A 16387-nucleotide genomic window follows, 5' to 3' on the forward strand; every position below is an offset into this window, starting at 1 on the left:
CTGTCATTCCTCTCGCGCGCTCGACGCCGTCAGTCGGCGATGAAGCCGACGCGGCCCTTATAGGCTTGCGGCAATGGCCCGCTATTGGTGCCGTAGATCTTGTTCAGGCGGCCCAGCAGGATCGCCTGCGCATCATGGGCCTCGACGAAGCCATCATCGGGACGCTGAACCTGATTGGGCTCCATCGGCTTGGCGATATAGGGGGTTGCCGTGATCATCAGCTCGGTTTCCTCGCGCTGGTAGTCACGCGAACGAAACATGACGCCGATGACCGGAATGTTCATCAGCCCGGGAAAGCCGTTGATCGACTGCTTCGTGACCCGCTGGATCAGGCCCGCCGTCGCCAAGGTACCGCCCGATGGCAGCTCGACCGTCGTGTCCGACTTGCGGACCCGGAAGGCGGGAGCATTGACGGATTCCGAATTGGGACCGGTGAAGCGGAGCTGGTTCTCGAAATCGAGCTCGGTGACTTCGGTTGCGATGCGCATGCTGATCTTGTTGTCGGACAGCACGATCGGCGTGAAGTTGAGCGCAACGCCAATCGGCTTGTAGGTGATGCCGAGTGTGCATTTGCCGCTGTCGCAGGTGTAACCGCTCGGGATCGGCACCTCGCCACCAGCCGTGAACTTGGCGCTTTCGCCGGAGATCGCGGTCACCGTGGGCTCCGCCAGAACGCGCGAGAGGCCGGCGCGCTCCAAGGCACGCAAGGTGAAGTTCGTCGAATTGCCGATGCCGGCCGTCACGGCCGTCGCTGACAGCGCCTGCGGCGACAGCGGCAGCGGATTGTCGAGGCTCGGCGTAATCGAGAAATTGCCGAGCTTCCACTCGCCGGTCGAGTTGATGCCGAGCTGCTTGATCGCCTTGCGCGAGACTTCGGAGACCACGACCTTGACCATGACCTGATCGCGCCCGCGGATCGTCAGCGAATTGATGACCGCGCCCTTGGACGAGGAGAAGAGGCCACTCGACTGACCGACGAAAGCCGTGGCGATATCGACGGCTTGAGTTGCCTCCGAGGCATTGGCGACATTGCCGACCAGCAGGATCGAGTTGCCGGCGGGTTTGATATCGATCTGAGCCTTGGGAAGGGCGCTGCGCAGGGTCTGGCGAAGCACGTTGAGGTCGCGCCCGACCTCGATTTCGAGGGCGGAAATCTGCCTGCCCTCGGCATCGATGACGAACATCGAGGTCGAGCCATCGGCGATGCCGATGATGAAGAGCTTGCGCGCCGAGCGCACGACGGCGTTGGCGACCTTCGGATTGGCGACGAAGACCTCCTTGGCGTCGCGGGGGAGCTCGACGACCAAGGAGCGCCCGATCGACAGATCGAGCTTGCGCGCGATCGCATGGTCGCTCGACCCGACATTCAAAATCGGCGCCGGGCCGGTTGACTGGGCGCCGGCCGGACCTGCCAGAAGGAATGCGAGCGTCGCCGAGATGAAGATGCGTTCGACGGTCATGGTTTCACGCCTCTGGAGGTGACGCCGTAGCGCACAAGGGTCATGGCGCCATCCTCGGTGGGCCGCGCAACCTCGCCGACATCCTTCAAACTGCGGAGCGCGAGCGAGAGCGAACCGGTCTTCTGGGCCTGAGCGACGGTCTCGACCTGGCCTGGATCGACCTCCAAAGTCGCCGTCTCGCCGATGACGACCTTCTCGCCATTGCGCTCCTGGACATTCTGGCCGATCGCCAGGACGCGGACATTGCGCAGGATCGTCTCGCTGGAATAGCTCTCGCTGCGGCTGCCCGTGCCCTCGTCCCGAGAGGTGCGGATGACGTCGACATGGTCGTTGGGCAGGATAAAACCGCCCGCCGTGTTGGCGCCACGGCTGTCCGTGCTGATCGCGATGGCGCGCTTGCCGGCCGGGAGCACCGCCGAAAGGAAGCCGGTTCCGTCGGTCTTGATCAGCTTCTCACGCCGGATCGGCTCCGCGCCGAGTATTGCATAGCGGGCGACCTGGCCGATCAGCTCCTTCTCGGCCTCCGGCGCCTCGTCCTGGCGCACCACGCCGGCCGGCACGCTCGCGAGCGGCCAGTCGATCCAGCGCATGTCATTGGCGGACACCGTATTGCCGATCGGGATATCGGCGGCGGCCACGAGCACCGGCACTGTCGGCGCCGACTCGATCCGGGCCGCCGGCGCAGGAACATCCGCCGGGCGCTGCATGAGCAGAGCTGCGCCCAGTCCGGCGACCAGCGCCACGACGAGAATAATGATGCGGGCGGGACTCATCAGACTGACCCTCGGCCAAGACAGAGTTGGCTCTCGGTCAGAATGGTGCCGTCGGAATCGTCAACTTATGGTTAACCAGACGTATCTTTCTTTAACGCTTTCGTGTCGGAGAGGCCGGAACGCACACTCAGAGCCCGATGGCGGCACGCCAGAGCGATGTCTCAGGCAGGATAAAAAGGGCGGAAAGGGCGAGCGCGATGCCATAGGGCACCCCTTCGTTGGCTGCGTGCAGGCGACGCAGCCAGGGCCAATTCTCGACCCATTCCGGAAGCGGGGCCGAGCGCAAATTCAGTATCAGTATGGTGAGCAGACCGCCGGCCAATCCGGCCAAGGCGAGATAGGGCACAAGCTGGTCGAAGCCGAACCAGAGCGCCGTCGCCGCGGCAAGTTTAGCGTCCCCCCCGCCGATCCAGCCGGCAGCGAACATACCGAAGCAGACGACCAGCACGAGAGCGCCAGCCGCGACGTGCCCACCGACCTGCTCCCAGCCCAGACCCAACCACAGCGCGCAGATCGCAAAGGTGGCGATCAGGCCGAGACAGAGCCTGTTGGAGATCGTCATCCAGACGAGATCGCTCGCCGCGGCGTAGGCCATCGCTGCCGGAAAGACGACGAGGAGCGCGATGAGTGGTGGCGACATGACATGCAATCCCACGCAACACGAAAATCAACACCGGGCCGACCACCAGGAGCCCGTGGCTCTTGAAGCGGTCGAGCGATCCGGAGGTGCCATCTTGGAAGATAATAGGGCGGCCGCCCGCAAGCGGCCGCCTTAAAATATTGGTCCGTGACCGATCAGCCGATGGGGGCCAGACGGAGGGCGATTTTGTTGAACACGGCGTTGAGATTGGTGCCGAGCAGGGTCGCGCCGGCGATGACGACGACGGCGATCAGCGCTGCGATCAGGCCGTATTCGATGGCGGTCGCGCCGGACTCGTCCTTGGCGAAGCGAGCGAAGAGATTGGTCATGTTGGAACTCCTTTTACACCACGGTTTGACTGCTGCCGTTGCTCTGAGCGGCTTCGGTCAGCGACACATGGACACTACCCCGCCCCCCTTGCTGATCGGTTAAGCCGAAAGAAGAATTGGCTCGTTTTCGGAGACATCATTTCGATGGTTAACGCTGAATTTATGAGATCATCTAGCGCTTACTTATACTCTATCTCAGTATTCGAATTCATTTCCACTCTCACGCATCCGCGAACAAGCTCCCCTTCGCTCATATCGCATCGCCTCGTGCCAGATCGACTGAATTCCCATGAGGAAAACCCTCAATTTCAGCGGCTTCAGGTAACGATCTAAGCCTTCGGCGGAGGCCCATTAGGGATTGATTCATCAATTTGCGCTTTGCTCCCGCTGTTGGAATCCTTGAGGCGTCAGCCATGTCCACTCTCGAACCGTCAGCGCCGCATCGCCGGGCCCGCCTGTCGCGGACGCTGGCTGCGCTCATCGCCTTCGCCGCGCCGGCCGGAGTAGTGAACGCCGCGCCGCAGGCGGCCGCGCCCGAAACCGTGAATGTCCTGGTCGATCACGCAAAGGTGGTGCGGCTGCCGGAGCGGGCGCAGACCGTGATCGTCGGCAATCCCGGCATCGCCGATGTCTCGGTGCAGAAGAACGGCGTGATGGTCGTCACCGGCAAGAGCTTCGGCGTCACCAACCTGATCGCCCTCGACGCCGGCGGAGCGCTGCTGGCAGAGTCCCTCGTGCGCGTAAGCGCGGCTTCCGATTCCATCCTGACCGTGCAGCGGGGCCTCGAACGCGAATCCTATTCCTGCACGCCGATATGCCAGCCTGCGGTCCAGCTCGGCGACGCCCAGAAATATTTCGGCGAGGTCGGCGGCCAGACCACCGCGCGCAACACCCTGGCGGTCGGCACGAACCGGTAAAGCGTTTTCGAGCGAAGTGGGCACCGGTTCGCGTGAAGAAAACACGTCGACATAAAGGACGAGAGCAATTGAACGATCCAACCGGATCGGAAATTGCTCTCGAGATAGGGCTGCGGACCAAGCCGCGCCTGCTCCGGCGACGCAGCGAACGGCCATCAAGGTGAATGGCGGACTAACGCCTCCGCCGATGGTCCGCATGTGGCCATAACGGATCCGAAATTCTTTTCGTCTAGGACTGGGCTCGCCGAGATCGACGGGCATGGCCTGGCGGCTGCCGGCACGACAAGTCGAGAATGTGCCCCGGTCTCATCTGCCCTGCAGTTCCCCGTGGCACGCCAGCTGGACGCATGACGCTATGACGGCTCATCCGATCGAAACACCGGCCGAGCCGACGCGCCGGCCGCGGGGAATCCACCGCCTGCTGCGACGCTTCAAGCGCTCGCAGGGCGGCGCGACGGCCGTCGAATTCGCCATCATAGCGACGCCTTTCCTGATGCTGCTGGCGGCGATCCTCGAGACCGCGCTGATGTTCTGGACCAGCCAGGTACTCGAGGAGGGCGTCGCCCAAGCCTCGCGCGCGCTGCTCACCGGCCAATCCCAGACGCTCTACAAAAGCGCCGTCGCCGGTGCCAATGCGACAGCCTTCAAGAACGCGATCTGCGCCAATGGGCCAGGCCTGATCGATTGCTCCAAGGTGACCATCGACGTCCGCAGCTACGCCTCATTCGCCAGCGCGAACACAGGCACGGCCGCGAGCAATCCCGTGAGCGGTGGCGCCTTGAACACCAGCGGTTACGGTTTCACGCAGCCGCTGCCCGGGCAGATCGTCGTCGTGCGGGCGGTGCTCGAATACCAGCTGATCTTCACGCAATGGAGCTCGGCGCTTGCCAATCTCGGCTCGGGCAAGCGGGCGATCGTGGCCTCCGCCACCTTCCGCACCGAACCCTTCACCGTTCCTGCGACCTGAGGTCGGATCATGTGGCGTGTCGTTTCCTTTCGCCGCAACCCGGCCGTCCTGCGCGGCCTGGCGCGACGCTTCGCCGACAGCCGCCGCGGCGCGGCCGCCGTTGAATTCGCCTTCGTTCTCCCGATCATGCTGATGGCCTATTTCGGCATCGTCGAGGTCGCGCAGGGCGTGATGATCGACCGCAAGGTCACGGATTTGAACCGCGCCCTGGCAGACCTGACCGCCCAGGGCACGTCGATCTCGGACACCGAGATCAGCAATATTTTTGACGCGGCGCAAACGATCATGGCGCCGTTCACGAGCGTGGCGCCGAAAATGGCGATCGTCAGCGTCGTCATCGACAGCAGCGGCGTTGCCAAGGTCTGCTGGAGCGCGCAGCGCAACTCGACCGTGCCCAAACGCGGGGACACGGTCACCCTGCCGGACAATCTCAAGGTCGCCAGCACCTCGCTGATCATGGCGACGGCGAGCTATAACTTCACGCCGCTCGGCTACCTCTTGACCGGATCGATCACGATCGGCAACGCCCCGATCTATATGCGCCCGCGCGTCGGCAAGACCGGTGGCACCGGCAACATAGAGCAGGTCGAGCGGACCAGCGTCGCCATGTGCCCGCTCTACAACTGACGGGGAACACCACCCCGCAGCATGTCTGCCTCGCCCGTCAGATACTCTGGTTGTAGGCGCCGACCTCGGGGTTTTCACGCAGCAAGGCATCGATCGCCGCGAACATCTCGCGCATGCGCGCTTCGGAGACCGGGCTCTCGCAGACGACGACGAGCTCGGGCTTGTTCGACGAGGCCCGGACCAACCCCCAGGTGCCGTCCGTATTGACGACGCGGACGCCGTTCACGGTGATGACGTCGCGGATCGATTGCCCGGCGATGGTCGCGCCTTGCGCCTGCAGGGCTTCGACGCGCTTCACGACGCGCTCGCCGACCTGATACTTGATCTCGTCGGCGCATTTGGCCGCCATGGTCGGGGTGCCCCAGGTCTTCGGCACGGCGGCATAGAGCTGCGACATCGACTTGCCCGGATTGCGGTCGAGCATGTCGATGACGGCAATCGCGGTGACGACGCCGTCGTCATAGCCGCGACCGACCGGCGCGTTGAAGAAGAAATGCCCCGATTTCTCGAAGCCGGCGAGCGCGTTCAGATCACGCACGCGGCGCTTGATATAGGAGTGGCCGGTCTTCCAGTAATCGGTCTTGACGCCGAGCCGCTGCAATTCGGGATCCGTGCTGAACAGGCCGGTCGACTTCACATCGACGACGAACTGCGCAGCCGGATGGAGCGCGCCGAGATCGCGGGCCAGCATGACGCCGATCTTGTCGGCGAAGATCTCCTCGCCATGATTGTCGACGACGCCGCAGCGGTCGCCATCGCCGTCGAAGCCGAGTGCGACATCGGCGCCATGCTGCTTCACGGCATCGGCCATGGCATGCAGCATCTTCATGTCTTCGGGGTTGGGATTGTAGCGCGGGAAGGAATGGTCGGGCTCGACATCCATCGGCACGACCTCACAGCCGAGCGCCTCCAGAATCTGCGGGGCGAAGGCGCCTGCCGTGCCGTTGCCGCAGGCAGCGATGACCTTGAGCTTGCGCGTGATCTTCGGGCGGCTGGTCAGATCCTTGATGTAGAGCGCCGGGAAATCCGGCACGAACTGATAGGAGCCACCGCCCGACAGGTCGAAATCGGCGGCGAGCACGATCTCCTTGAGCCTACCCATCTCCTCGGGGCCGAAGGTGACGGGGCGGTCGCAGCCCATCTTCACCCCGGTCCAGCCATTGTCGTTATGCGAGGCGGTGACCATGGCGACGCAAGGCACATCGAGCGCGAACTGGGCGAAATAGGCCATCGGCGACATGGCGAGCCCGATATCATGGACCTTGCAGCCCGCCGCCATCAGGCCGGTGACGAGCGCCATCTTGATCGATGAGGAATAGCTGCGGAAATCATGGCCGGTGACGATCTCCGGCTTCACGCCCATGCGCTTGATCAGCGTGCCCAGCCCCATGCCGACGGCCTGGACGCCCATCAGATTGAGCTCCGGCCCGAAGAACCAGCGCGCGTCGTATTCGCGGAAGCCGGTCGGCTTCACCAGCGGTAGGGCTTCATATTCGAAGGTGTTCGGGAAGAGCTCAGGCAGCGGCTTGGGGAACATCGGGGCTTCCGGGACGGAGAGGCGGGCCAGAGGCCTTACGCATAGCCGATGACGCCCATGATGGGAAACGCCTCAGCCCGAACCCGGCCGGAGGTTCAGCCGCGCAGGACCATTCTGCCAGTCTGGACCTCATAGCCCTGCAGCTTGCCGAGAAAGGAGGTGCCGAGCAGGCTCATCGAGAGCGCGCCGTCCGGTAACACGACCGCCTCGACATTGCGCACCAGGATATCGCCGAGCCGCACCTCGCGCAGATTGACGCGCGCCCCCTTGACCACGCCATTGGCGGTGCTGAGGGTCATCTTGTAGTCGCTGGGCCCGAGCTGGATGCCGAGCGCCCGGGCATCGCTCGCCGTCAGCGCGACCATGCTGGCACCGGTATCGACCATCATCTGGACGCGATAATTGTCGATCGTCGGATGAACGACATAATGGCCGCGATAATCTGCGGCGACAGTCAGGGTCGGACGTTGTGGTGCAGCCTTTGGCGCCGTCGTCGACCGGTTCCCGGCAGTGGCGACGGCCGCGACGGGAGGCGCGCCACCGCCGGTGATGTCCGCAAGCCGCCCACTATAGGAAAGCGCGCTGTAGATCACGGCCCCGGCGACGCCGAGAGCCCATATGATCGGCCTTTGCGCCATCGATGTCTGACCCCATCCCCAATCTGCAGATCGAGCATGTGGCGCAGTCCCTGCGGAAAGATGAAAAGCGCAGCTCGTATTGCGCAGGTTGCGAGGCAGATGCCGGCTTTGCAAGGAACAGGCTTAACGCAGGGTTCCCGAAGCTCTCATCAACCCGCAGCAAAGGATACTGCGTAACTCCAAGAAACGCCTTGGAACTAAAATAAGCGCCTGGGAACTCAAAGAAACGCTTGGCCGACCAAAGCTTCGATCGCCTCCCGGCGCGGCACGCTCGGCTGCGCACCGGCCACCGTGCAGGCAAGCGAGCCGGCGGCCAGTCCGCGCTGAAGCGCGCCCGAAAAGCCGCAGGCTGCGGCAAGCGCCGCGGCAAAGGCCCCCGTGAAACTGTCGCCAGCAGCAACAGTATCGACGACGTCGACCTGCGGCGCCGCAAGCCTGCGCCGGACGCCGCCCTGCCAGCCGACCACGCCGGCCGCGCCGAGCGTCACGACGCAAGTCAGCCCGCGCTCGGCGTCGATGCGCCGAGCGACCTCCTCGGGCTCCCCGTCGGGCCAGCCCAGGGACTGCGCCAGAACCAACGCTTCATGCTCGTTGACGATCAGGACATCGAGACAGTCGAGCAGCGCCGCAGCGGGCGCACCGGCCGGGGCGAGGTTCAAGATAACGCGCCCACCGGCCCGCTTCATCGACCGCGCAGCGGCGATGCACTCCGCCTCGGGCACTTCGCGCTGGAGCAACAGCACGTCGCGCTCGCTCAGCGGCATGGTGTCCAGCACGGCGCTGCGAGCGAACGCATTCGCGCCGGCCGCGACGACGATCTGGTTGGAGCCGGCCGCATCGACGGCGATGAAGGCCGCCCCCGTTGGCGCGTCGACATGCGCGACATTGGCAAGATCGACCCCGTCCGCCGCGAGCAGCGACAAGGCAATCTCGGCGAAACCATCGCGCCCGACCGCGCCGACAAGCGCGACCTCTGCCCCGGCGCGGCACGCGGCCAGCGCCTGATTGGCGCCCTTGCCACCGGGATGGAGTGCATAGCCCGGGCCGATCACGGTTTCGCCGGCACCGGGCAGGCGCTCGACCGGCGTGACGAGGTCGACATTCAAGGAACCAAAAACGACGATCATGACGCGTCCCGAGGCGGCCTTCACAGCGAAGGCCTCAGGCCTCGAAGAACACCGTCTCACCCTCGCCTTGCAAGCGGATATCGAAGCGGAAGACGCCATCCGCGCCGCGCTGGGCGATCAGCGTATCGCGCCGCCCGGCCGGCACGAGAGCCAGGACCGGATCGGAGGCGTTGCCCGGCTCGTCGGAAAAGTAGATCCGGGTCGCGAGCCTGAGTAACACACCACGTGCGAAGACCGAGACGCTGAGATGGGGGGCCTGCTGTATCCCGTCAGCTCCCGGCAATGCGCCCGGCTTGACCGTCTCGAAGAAAAAACCGCCTTCGGCATTCGTCTCGGCTCGGCCGAAGCCGGTGAAGCCGACATTGCCCGCGGCATGGAAGCGCCCCTGCGGATCGGCCTGCCAGCTCTCGATCATGGCATCGCTCACGGGCACGCCATCGCCGTCGAAGACCGTGCCTTCGATGCGGATACGCTCGCCGGCCACGCCCTCGGCCGCGACCTGTTCGGTGGCGAGCTCCGACCCGCCATAGGCGCGCGGCGTCAGCGCATAGGCGAAGAAGGGGCCGATCGTCTGTGATGGGGTCAAACCGGGCTTGGTCTCAGTGGTCGTCTTGGTCTCAGTGGTCATGGGGCTCTTCCAGCGGCGTCGCATTGCGGCCGCGCAGGACGATGTCGAACTGGTAGGCGAGCGCCCATTCCGGCTCGGTCGTCTCGATGTCGAAGCGTGAGACCAGCCGGTTGCGCGCATTCTCGTCGGTGATCGACTGGAAGATCGGATCGTATTTGAACAGCGGATCGCCCGGAAAATACATCTGCGTGATGACGCGCGAGAGGAAGCTCGGCCCGAACAGCGAGAAATGGATATGGGCCGGCCGCCAGGCATTGTGATGGTTGCGCCAGGGATAGGCCCCGGGCTTGACCGTGACGAAGCGATAGCGCCCCTGTGCATCGGTCAGTGCCCGGCCCGCGCCAGTGAAATTCGGGTCGAGCGGGGCCGGATGCTGGTCGCGGATATGGACATAGCGCCCGGCGGCATTGGCCTGCCAGATCTCGACCAGCGTATGCGGCACCGGCCGACCGTCCTCATCGAGTACGCGACCGGTCACGATGATGCGCTCGCCCAGCGGCTCGCCCTCGTGCTGACGCGTGAGGTCGGTGTCGGTCTCGTTGACCGCGACATGGCCGAAGACCGGCCCGGTCGTTTCCGACAGCGTGTGCGGCAACAGGATCAGGGGCTGCGCCGGGGCGCGCTTCAAAGTGGACTTGTACTCGGGCGAGGCGTTGAGGGGGTGCGCCTTCAGGCTCTCGCGCGGATAGATCAGGCTCATGCCGCCACTCCGTGAGCGTGCTTGGTGCGGGTGTGCAGATCGCGCAGCACCGCCAGTTCCTGCACTGACGCGGCGGGAGTCTCCGCCAATTCGGCCGCAAAGCGCAAGGGCCAGCCGCAGCCGGCCTGAACCTGCTCGCGCGTGACGCCCGGATGCAGTGAGACCACTGTCAGCTCCGAGGTCTCGGGATCCGGCTCCATCACGCAGAGGTCGGTGATGATCTTGGTCGGCCCCTTCGTCTTCAGGCCGAGCTTGGCGCGGTCGCCCTTGCCCGTGCCGTGGCCGAAGGAGGTGATGAAGGGCAGCGTCTCGACGAAAGCGCGCGAGCCCATCGCCATGGTGATGAAGATCTGGCCGCAATGGATCGCGATCTCGGGCGCACCGCCGCCGCCGGGCAGACGCACCTTCGGTGCGTCATAGGGACCGACGACCGTGGTGTTGAGATTGGCGAAACGGTCGATCTGCGCGCCGCCGAGGAAACCGATGGTGATGCGCCCGCCCTGTAGCCAGTAGCGGAACATCTCCGGCACGGAGACGGTGGTCAGCGCGGTATCACAGAGCTCGCCATCGCCGATCGAGAGCGGCAGCACGGTCGGCCGCGTCGAGAGCGTACCGGATTCGTAGATCAGCGTGATTTTCGGCGCATGGGTCAAACGCGCGAGGTTGCAGGCGGCCGAGGGCGCGCCGATGCCGACGAAGCAGACATCCTCATTCGTCAGCAGCCGGGCGGCTGCGATCGTCATCATCTCGGTGGGGGTTGCGGTCATCATGATCCCTCACGCTGCCTGCCGGGACGGGCGGGCATGCTGTGCGAAGGCCTCAGGCCCCTGCTCCAGCACATTCGCCTTGATCCAAGCCAAAAACGTCTCACGCTCGCGGGCGATCTTGTCCCAGGCGATGTAGAAATCATTGGCGCGCTTGTAATAGCCCTGCGCGTAGGAGGGATAGGCGCCACCCGGAACATGGGCGATCGCGGTCACCGTCCAGGCCGGCAGGATCACGGCATTGGCGTTGCGCGGGCCGAAATCATCGACGATCTCCTCGACCGTGACGAGCGAGCGCTTTGCTGCCAGCACCGCCTCCTTCTGCACGCCGACGATGCCCTCCAGCAGGACATTGCCCTCGCGATCGGCCTTGAGCGCATGGATGATCGCGGCGTCGGGACGGATTGCCGGCACCGTCGCCAGCACCTCGCCGGTATAGGGGCAGGTCACGGATTTGATCTTCGGGTTGACCTTGGGCAGGTCGACGCCTTTGTAGCCGCGGAAGACCGCAAAGGGCAGGTTCGCGGCGCCCGCCTCATAGGCATTGGCCATGGCCGCGTGGCTGTGCTCCTCGATCTCGAGCTTGTGCGGCCAGCCATTCTCGACCGCGTCGCGGAAACGATGCAGCGAGCCGACGCCGGGATTGCCGCCCCAGGAGAAGACGAGCTTCTCGGCGCAGCCCATGCCGATCATCTGATCATAGACCAGGTCCGGCGTCATGCGGATCAAGGTCAGGCGCTTGCGGGCCTGGCGGATCGCCTCATGGCCCGCCGCATGCGGGATCAGATGGGTGAAACCCTCCATCGCGACGGAACAGCCATCGCTCAGGACCGCCTCGACCCCTTGCGCAAGGGAGACGAATTCAGCCACCTTGACATCTCCTCATTATGTGCGTTAATCGCACAACGTTTTGATAATCGCACTTTACGGCGCACACCAAAGACGGTCAAGCATGGCGAGCCAAGCATGACGAGTACAGCACCGGACCGCGACCATATGGCCGCCCTGGAAAAGGGGCTGGCGGTGATCGAATGCTTCGACGCGATCCATGACAAGCTCACCATCGCCGATGTCGCCCGTGCGACCGACCTGTCGCGCGCCGCCGCGCGGCGCTGCCTGCTGACGCTGGCGAAGATCGGCTACGCGGAGTTCGACGGCAAGTTCTTCCGATTGACGCCGCGCGTGCTGCGTCTCGGCCATGCCTGGCTCGCCTCGACGGCGCTGCCGCAGCTGGTTCAGCCGTTCCTGGAGCGGTTGTCGGAGGAAACCCACGAATCCTCATCCGCCTCGCTGCTCGACGGGCATGAGATCGTCTACATCGCCCGCTCCGCACAAAGGCGGATCATGTCGGTGGGCCTGTCCGTCGGCAGCCGGTTGCCGGCCTTCTGCTCCTCGATGGGCCGCATGCTGCTGGCGGCCCTGCCGCCAGAGGAGGCGCAGGCGCGCATTCTCGCAGGCAAGCCGCGCGCGCTGACGCCACGCACGGTCACCGAGATCGCACAGTTGATGCCGATCCTGGCGCGGGCGCAGGCGCAGGGCTATTGCCTCGTCGACCAGGAGCTCGAACTCGGCCTGGTCTCGCTGGCGATGCCGCTCGTCAATGCGCGCGGCGAGGTCGTTGCGGCCTTCAACCTGTCGGGCCAGGCGCAGCGCAACTCCGCCGAAGCGATGGCCGAGGCCTTTCTGCCGAAAATGCGCGCGATGCAGGCGATGCTGCAGCCGTTGATCAAATGAGCCCAAATGATCACATGACCCCAAGCGAGATCGCGATGCTGGAACTGTCGACCGGCCCCTTCACCGCCCGTATCGCCCCCGAGATCGGCGGGATCGTCACGGCGCTTGAATGGCGCGCTCCGGACGGACAACGACACAAGCTGCTGCACGCGCCCGATGGAGCGGTGCCCACGACCGCGCATTCCAACATGTTCGGGACATGGCTGATGGTGCCCTTCGCCAACCGCGCCTTCGATTGCCTGGTCGATGATGGCGAGCGTGCCTTCACTGTCCCGGCCAATGACCGCAGCGGCAACATCCACGGTTTCGGCCGGCAATCGGCCTGGACTGTCCTGGGCAAGACCCAAGGCCATACCGTGCTGGAGCACCGCCGGACGGAGGGCCCGGATCCCTATCGCTACCGTGCGACGCAGGACATCGCGCTCGACGACACCGGTATGACCATCACGATGGCCGTCACCAACGAGGCCGATACGGCACTACCTTACGGAATCGGCCATCATCCCTGGTTTCCCTGCGCGCCCGACACCCGGCTGGGTATGACCGCAGACGGCGCACTCGTCTTCGGCGAGGCTTTTCGCGCAACCGGCTCGGCGCTGTTCAGCGATGGCGGCCCCTATGCGAGCAAGCCGGTTTTCGCGCGGGAGCATGAGACCGCCTGGAGCTTGCTCGGCTGGAATGGCGTGGCGCGCATCGAGACGCCCTCGACTGGTCTCGCGATCACGCTGACCGCCAGCGAGAATTTCAGCTTCCCGGTGGTCTGGGCCCCGCTTGGTGCGGATTTCCTCTGCGTCGAGCCGCAAAGCCACGCGATCGGCTCACCCAGCGAAGCGGCGGCACGCGCCGTCTCGCCGCTAACGCGGCTTCAGCCGGGCGAGACGCTGGAAGGCTGGCTGCGGATCGTGCCGGAAACGCTGTGATCCGCTGACCGGACGCAACCGCTCAGCGCCAGCGCTGATTGGGATAGTAGGGCTGATAGCCGAAAGCATCCACCGGTAGCGCCGGGCGCAGGAAGATCTGCTCGCGGGCGGCGTTCCAGCTCGGGGCCTTGCGGTTCTGCGCGATGGCGGCACGCTCCCTGGCCTTCGCCTTGGCGAGCTTAGACTTGGCGCCGCTCGACGCCTTGGCGAATTGCGAGAGCCCGTCATCGGCCGCGCCGTTCAGCGCGATGCGCGTCTGGCCGGCGCCATGCTTCTTCACCAGCGCGAAGAACTTCGCGGCATTGGCTGTATGAAGACGGATGCAGCCATGCGAGGCCGGGCGACCGAGCGCGCCGACGGCATTGGTGCCATGGATCGCGTAACCGCCGCGGAAGAACACGGCATAGGGCATGGCCCCGCCATATTTCCGCGAGTACCAGCTCTTCTCCAGCCGGGTCGGCCGATAGACGCCGTTGGGCGAGCGGAAGCCCTTGCGGCCCGAGGAGATCGCCCAGTTGTAAACCTCGCCATCGGTCGTCGCGACCTGCATGCGCTGGGCGGCGATATCGACCTTCACCGAGACGCCGGCCTGGGCCGTGGCGATGCCGGCGAACGATAGGAACAAGACGGCCAGGATGCCGAGAACGCGACGCATCACACCACTCCGAAAAACGCGACTGTTGGATCTTTCGGCATTGTCGGGCGCAAGGCTCCGCCGCCATTGCCTTCAGAAAAGGCCTCAGTTGGCCCAGCTGTAAAGCGCAAAGACGAATTGTGGTTTCCACGATCGCGCAATCAGCGTTTCAAACCCGATGAGGGCTGGTCCCGTGCGCAAGGCGAGCTTTTGACGGCGACGCCAAGAGCCGGCAGCATAACGCCCCGTCAGCCGCCGGACTTTGCCATGCCGTCACGATCGCCTTCCCGCCTTGCTCGTCGTCTCATTGCCCTCAGCTTGGCCCTCAGCTTGCTCCTGCTACCCTTCGCGGCGCAGGAGGTCCGCGCCGTCGAAACCCTGAAGACCTCGGTCGGCGGGAGCGAGATCGCCGTCCATCTCTATGTCCCGAGCGGACAAGGCCCGTTTCCGGTGCTGATCCTGTCGCATGGCAGTCCACGCAGCCCCGCGGCACGCGCGAAGTTCGGCGAGGCGACGCTGGCCGCCGTCGCAAAAACCTTCGTGGCGCGCGGCGTGCTCGTCGCAGTGCCGATCCGGCGCGGCTATGGCGGCGAGGGAAGCGGTTGGGCCGAGGGCTATGGCCGCTGCGAGAACGCAGACTATTATGGCGGCGGCCTGGCGACTGCCCAGGATATCCGCGCCGCCGCCAGCGCCGTGAGGGCTCGGCCCGACGCCGATCCACGCCGGTTGGTCTATATGGGCGTCTCGGCTGGCGGCTGGGGCTCGATCGCAGCCGCAACTCACGGCGATTCAGGGCTGCTCGGCGTGGTCAATTTCGCAGGCGGGCGCGGCTCGCGCGGCCCCAACGATGTATGCTCGGAAGAGGCGCTGATCTCCGCAGCCGGGCGCTATGGCGGCTATGCGCGCGCGCCGGAACTCTGGCTCTACAGCAGCAACGATCTCTTTTTCGGCCCCGATCTGGCCAAGCGCCTGTACTCGGCCTTCTCCGCCGCAGGCGGAAAGGCACGCTTCGTGTCCGCTCCGGCCTATGGCCAAGACGGCCATGGCTACATCAATGCCGTCGGCTCCTGGCGCAGCGAGGTCGAGGGATTTTTGCGGGGCATCGGCTTCATGCGCTGAGGTCTGCGCCTCGACGCCGGCTGCTACAACATCGGCAGCGAGCGCGGCTTTGGCCCACGCGGCAGGGCGGCGTCGATGCGAGCGATCTCGGCCTCGCTCAGGCGCAGGGACAGCGCGCCTGCATTATCCTCGACGTGGTTGGCCCTGGCCGCTTTCGGGATGGCGAAGACCAAGGGCCGCCGCGTCAGGAAAGCCAGCGCGACCTGCCGGGCGCTGGCCCCATGCGCCGCCGCGATCTCCGCCAAAAGCTTGCCGCCGGCGCTGATGGATGGCGGAAAATCGTCCTGCCCGAACGGGCTGTAAGCCGTGACGGCGACGCCGTTGCGCTCGCACCACGGGATCACCGCATGCTCGATCGCCCGCTCACGCAGATGGTACAGCACCTGATTGCAGGCGATGCGGCCCGGTCCTGCCACTTCGAGCGCCTCGTCGAGATCGTCGACATCGAAATTGCTGACGCCCCAGGACAGGATCTTGCCCTCCTCGCGCAGCGCCTCGAATGCGGCGAAGGTCTCCTCCAGCGGATAGGAGCCGCGCCAATGCAGCAGGTAGCAGTCGAGCCGGTCGGTCTTGAGGCGCCTGAGCGAGCGCTCGCAGGCACTGCGCGTTCCAGCTTTCGAAGCGTTGTGCGGCAGCACCTTCGAGACGAGGAAAACCTCGTCGCGCCGCCCAGAAACCGCCTCCCCGACCATCTCCTCCGAGCGGCCCGAGCCATACATTTCGGCGGTGTCGATATGGCTGAGGCCGAGATCGAGCCCGCGCTTCAGCGCGGCGACAGCGTTGCGCCGGTCGGCGAGCTCGATGTTCCAACTGCCCTGGCCGATGCGTGCGACCTGCAAGCCATCCTGCCCGAAACGATGTGCCATCAGCGTT

19 protein-coding genes are annotated in these 16387 nt (G+C 65.2%); 6 read left to right on the forward strand and 13 right to left on the reverse strand.

Features of this window, described 5'->3' with window-relative positions; translation table 11 throughout:
* Positions 1 to 29: 29 nt before the first annotated feature.
* The 4 genes from ACSQ3P_RS30510 to ACSQ3P_RS30525 all read right to left on the reverse strand — a co-directional run bounded on the left by ACSQ3P_RS30510 (position 30) and on the right by ACSQ3P_RS30525 (position 3202).
* Entirely contained in the window at positions 30 to 1460 is a 1431-nt protein-coding gene (locus tag ACSQ3P_RS30510) for a type II and III secretion system protein family protein (RefSeq protein ID WP_436169172.1), read from the reverse strand.
* Positions 1457 to 2233, reverse strand: coding sequence for a Flp pilus assembly protein CpaB (gene cpaB, locus ACSQ3P_RS30515; RefSeq protein WP_436169173.1), 777 nt, complete (start codon positions 2231 to 2233; stop codon positions 1457 to 1459). The genes ACSQ3P_RS30510 and cpaB overlap by 4 nt, the downstream gene beginning before the upstream one ends.
* Positions 2234 to 2360: 127 nt before the next feature.
* Positions 2361 to 2873 carry an A24 family peptidase gene (locus ACSQ3P_RS30520; protein ID WP_436169174.1) on the reverse strand — a complete coding sequence of 171 codons (513 nt, stop codon included), beginning with the start codon at positions 2871 to 2873 and terminating at the stop codon, positions 2361 to 2363.
* A gap of 155 nt (positions 2874 to 3028) precedes the next feature.
* On the reverse strand, positions 3029 to 3202 hold the full coding sequence (locus ACSQ3P_RS30525; protein WP_436169175.1) for a Flp family type IVb pilin: 174 nt from the start codon (positions 3200 to 3202) through the stop codon (positions 3029 to 3031).
* A 413-nt stretch (positions 3203 to 3615) separates the two neighbouring features.
* On the opposite strand from ACSQ3P_RS30525, the gene ACSQ3P_RS30530 reads away from it, so the two are divergent.
* The 3 genes from ACSQ3P_RS30530 (at position 3616) to ACSQ3P_RS30540 (ending at position 5713) form a co-directional block, all read left to right on the forward strand.
* Complete coding sequence (locus ACSQ3P_RS30530) at positions 3616 to 4119, forward strand: pilus assembly protein N-terminal domain-containing protein (protein WP_436169176.1); 504 nt, start codon at positions 3616 to 3618, stop codon at positions 4117 to 4119.
* A gap of 355 nt (positions 4120 to 4474) precedes the next feature.
* Positions 4475 to 5086, forward strand: a complete 612-nt coding sequence (locus ACSQ3P_RS30535; RefSeq protein WP_436169177.1) for a TadE/TadG family type IV pilus assembly protein — start codon at positions 4475 to 4477, stop codon at positions 5084 to 5086.
* A gap of 9 nt (positions 5087 to 5095) precedes the next feature.
* Entirely contained in the window at positions 5096 to 5713 is a 618-nt protein-coding gene (locus ACSQ3P_RS30540; RefSeq protein WP_436169178.1) for a TadE/TadG family type IV pilus assembly protein, read from the forward strand.
* Between the two features lie 37 nt (positions 5714 to 5750).
* Here the strand turns inward: ACSQ3P_RS30540 and ACSQ3P_RS30545 are convergent, their stop codons facing one another.
* The 7 genes from ACSQ3P_RS30545 to ACSQ3P_RS30575 form a co-directional block, all read right to left on the reverse strand.
* Positions 5751 to 7250: a phosphomannomutase/phosphoglucomutase gene (locus tag ACSQ3P_RS30545; protein ID WP_436169179.1), complete on the reverse strand. Its 1500-nt coding sequence runs from the start codon at positions 7248 to 7250 to the stop codon at positions 5751 to 5753.
* Between the two features lie 95 nt (positions 7251 to 7345).
* Positions 7346 to 7888, reverse strand: coding sequence for a retropepsin-like aspartic protease family protein (locus tag ACSQ3P_RS30550; RefSeq protein ID WP_436169180.1), 543 nt, complete (start codon positions 7886 to 7888; stop codon positions 7346 to 7348).
* Between the two features lie 218 nt (positions 7889 to 8106).
* On the reverse strand, positions 8107 to 9015 hold the full coding sequence (locus ACSQ3P_RS30555; protein WP_436169181.1) for a ribokinase: 909 nt from the start codon (positions 9013 to 9015) through the stop codon (positions 8107 to 8109).
* A gap of 34 nt (positions 9016 to 9049) precedes the next feature.
* Positions 9050 to 9643, reverse strand: coding sequence for a protocatechuate 3,4-dioxygenase subunit alpha (gene pcaG / locus ACSQ3P_RS30560; protein WP_436169182.1), 594 nt, complete (start codon positions 9641 to 9643; stop codon positions 9050 to 9052).
* Positions 9633 to 10343, reverse strand: coding sequence for a protocatechuate 3,4-dioxygenase subunit beta (gene pcaH / locus ACSQ3P_RS30565; protein ID WP_311912036.1), 711 nt, complete (start codon positions 10341 to 10343; stop codon positions 9633 to 9635). The genes pcaG and pcaH overlap by 11 nt, the downstream gene beginning before the upstream one ends.
* Positions 10340 to 11113, reverse strand: coding sequence for a CoA-transferase subunit beta (locus ACSQ3P_RS30570; protein ID WP_436169183.1), 774 nt, complete (start codon positions 11111 to 11113; stop codon positions 10340 to 10342). Before ACSQ3P_RS30570 ends, pcaH begins: the two co-directional genes overlap by 4 nt.
* 6 nt (positions 11114 to 11119) lie before the next feature.
* On the reverse strand, positions 11120 to 11977 hold the full coding sequence (locus ACSQ3P_RS30575) for a CoA transferase subunit A (RefSeq protein WP_436169184.1): 858 nt from the start codon (positions 11975 to 11977) through the stop codon (positions 11120 to 11122).
* A 96-nt stretch (positions 11978 to 12073) separates the two neighbouring features.
* Between ACSQ3P_RS30575 and ACSQ3P_RS30580 the strand changes: the two genes are divergently transcribed.
* Complete coding sequence (locus ACSQ3P_RS30580) at positions 12074 to 12841, forward strand: IclR family transcriptional regulator domain-containing protein (protein WP_436169185.1); 768 nt, start codon at positions 12074 to 12076, stop codon at positions 12839 to 12841.
* A gap of 14 nt (positions 12842 to 12855) precedes the next feature.
* Entirely contained in the window at positions 12856 to 13761 is a 906-nt protein-coding gene (locus ACSQ3P_RS30585) for a hypothetical protein (RefSeq protein ID WP_436169186.1), read from the forward strand.
* Positions 13762 to 13783: 22 nt separating this feature from the next.
* Here ACSQ3P_RS30585 and ACSQ3P_RS30590 read toward each other — a convergent pair whose 3' ends face one another.
* On the reverse strand, positions 13784 to 14416 hold the full coding sequence (locus tag ACSQ3P_RS30590; RefSeq protein WP_436169187.1) for a L,D-transpeptidase: 633 nt from the start codon (positions 14414 to 14416) through the stop codon (positions 13784 to 13786).
* A 309-nt stretch (positions 14417 to 14725) separates the two neighbouring features.
* Between ACSQ3P_RS30590 and ACSQ3P_RS30595 the strand changes: the two genes are divergently transcribed.
* Positions 14726 to 15514, forward strand: a complete 789-nt coding sequence (locus ACSQ3P_RS30595; protein WP_436169188.1) for an alpha/beta hydrolase family protein — start codon at positions 14726 to 14728, stop codon at positions 15512 to 15514.
* A gap of 23 nt (positions 15515 to 15537) precedes the next feature.
* Here the strand turns inward: ACSQ3P_RS30595 and ACSQ3P_RS30600 are convergent, their stop codons facing one another.
* Positions 15538 to 16383, reverse strand: coding sequence for an aldo/keto reductase (locus ACSQ3P_RS30600; protein ID WP_436169301.1), 846 nt, complete (start codon positions 16381 to 16383; stop codon positions 15538 to 15540).
* Positions 16384 to 16387 lie beyond the last annotated feature (4 nt).

The organism is Allobosea sp. LjRoot9 (genome assembly GCF_964252745.1).
Classification (GTDB): domain Bacteria; phylum Pseudomonadota; class Alphaproteobacteria; order Rhizobiales; family Beijerinckiaceae; genus Allobosea.

Excerpts from the sequence above, each read along its gene's own strand:
- ACSQ3P_RS30510 (WP_436169172.1), bottom strand. The coding sequence starts at position 1,460 with ATGACCGTCGAACGCATCTTCATCTCGGCGACGCTCGCATTCCTTCTG.
- cpaB (WP_436169173.1), bottom strand. The coding sequence starts at position 2,233 with ATGAGTCCCGCCCGCATCATTATTCTCGTCGTGGCGCTGGTCGCCGGA.
- ACSQ3P_RS30520 (WP_436169174.1), bottom strand. The coding sequence starts at position 2,873 with ATGTCGCCACCACTCATCGCGCTCCTCGTCGTCTTTCCGGCAGCGATG.
- ACSQ3P_RS30525 (WP_436169175.1), bottom strand. The coding sequence starts at position 3,202 with ATGACCAATCTCTTCGCTCGCTTCGCCAAGGACGAGTCCGGCGCGACC.
- ACSQ3P_RS30530 (WP_436169176.1), top strand. The coding sequence starts at position 3,616 with ATGTCCACTCTCGAACCGTCAGCGCCGCATCGCCGGGCCCGCCTGTCG.
- ACSQ3P_RS30535 (WP_436169177.1), top strand. The coding sequence starts at position 4,475 with ATGACGGCTCATCCGATCGAAACACCGGCCGAGCCGACGCGCCGGCCG.
- ACSQ3P_RS30540 (WP_436169178.1), top strand. The coding sequence starts at position 5,096 with ATGTGGCGTGTCGTTTCCTTTCGCCGCAACCCGGCCGTCCTGCGCGGC.
- ACSQ3P_RS30545 (WP_436169179.1), bottom strand. The coding sequence starts at position 7,250 with ATGTTCCCCAAGCCGCTGCCTGAGCTCTTCCCGAACACCTTCGAATAT.
- ACSQ3P_RS30550 (WP_436169180.1), bottom strand. The coding sequence starts at position 7,888 with ATGGCGCAAAGGCCGATCATATGGGCTCTCGGCGTCGCCGGGGCCGTG.
- ACSQ3P_RS30555 (WP_436169181.1), bottom strand. The coding sequence starts at position 9,015 with ATGATCGTCGTTTTTGGTTCCTTGAATGTCGACCTCGTCACGCCGGTC.
- pcaG (WP_436169182.1), bottom strand. The coding sequence starts at position 9,643 with ATGACCACTGAGACCAAGACGACCACTGAGACCAAGCCCGGTTTGACC.
- pcaH (WP_311912036.1), bottom strand. The coding sequence starts at position 10,343 with ATGAGCCTGATCTATCCGCGCGAGAGCCTGAAGGCGCACCCCCTCAAC.
- ACSQ3P_RS30570 (WP_436169183.1), bottom strand. The coding sequence starts at position 11,113 with ATGATGACCGCAACCCCCACCGAGATGATGACGATCGCAGCCGCCCGG.
- ACSQ3P_RS30580 (WP_436169185.1), top strand. The coding sequence starts at position 12,074 with ATGACGAGTACAGCACCGGACCGCGACCATATGGCCGCCCTGGAAAAG.
- ACSQ3P_RS30585 (WP_436169186.1), top strand. The coding sequence starts at position 12,856 with ATGACCCCAAGCGAGATCGCGATGCTGGAACTGTCGACCGGCCCCTTC.
- ACSQ3P_RS30590 (WP_436169187.1), bottom strand. The coding sequence starts at position 14,416 with ATGCGTCGCGTTCTCGGCATCCTGGCCGTCTTGTTCCTATCGTTCGCC.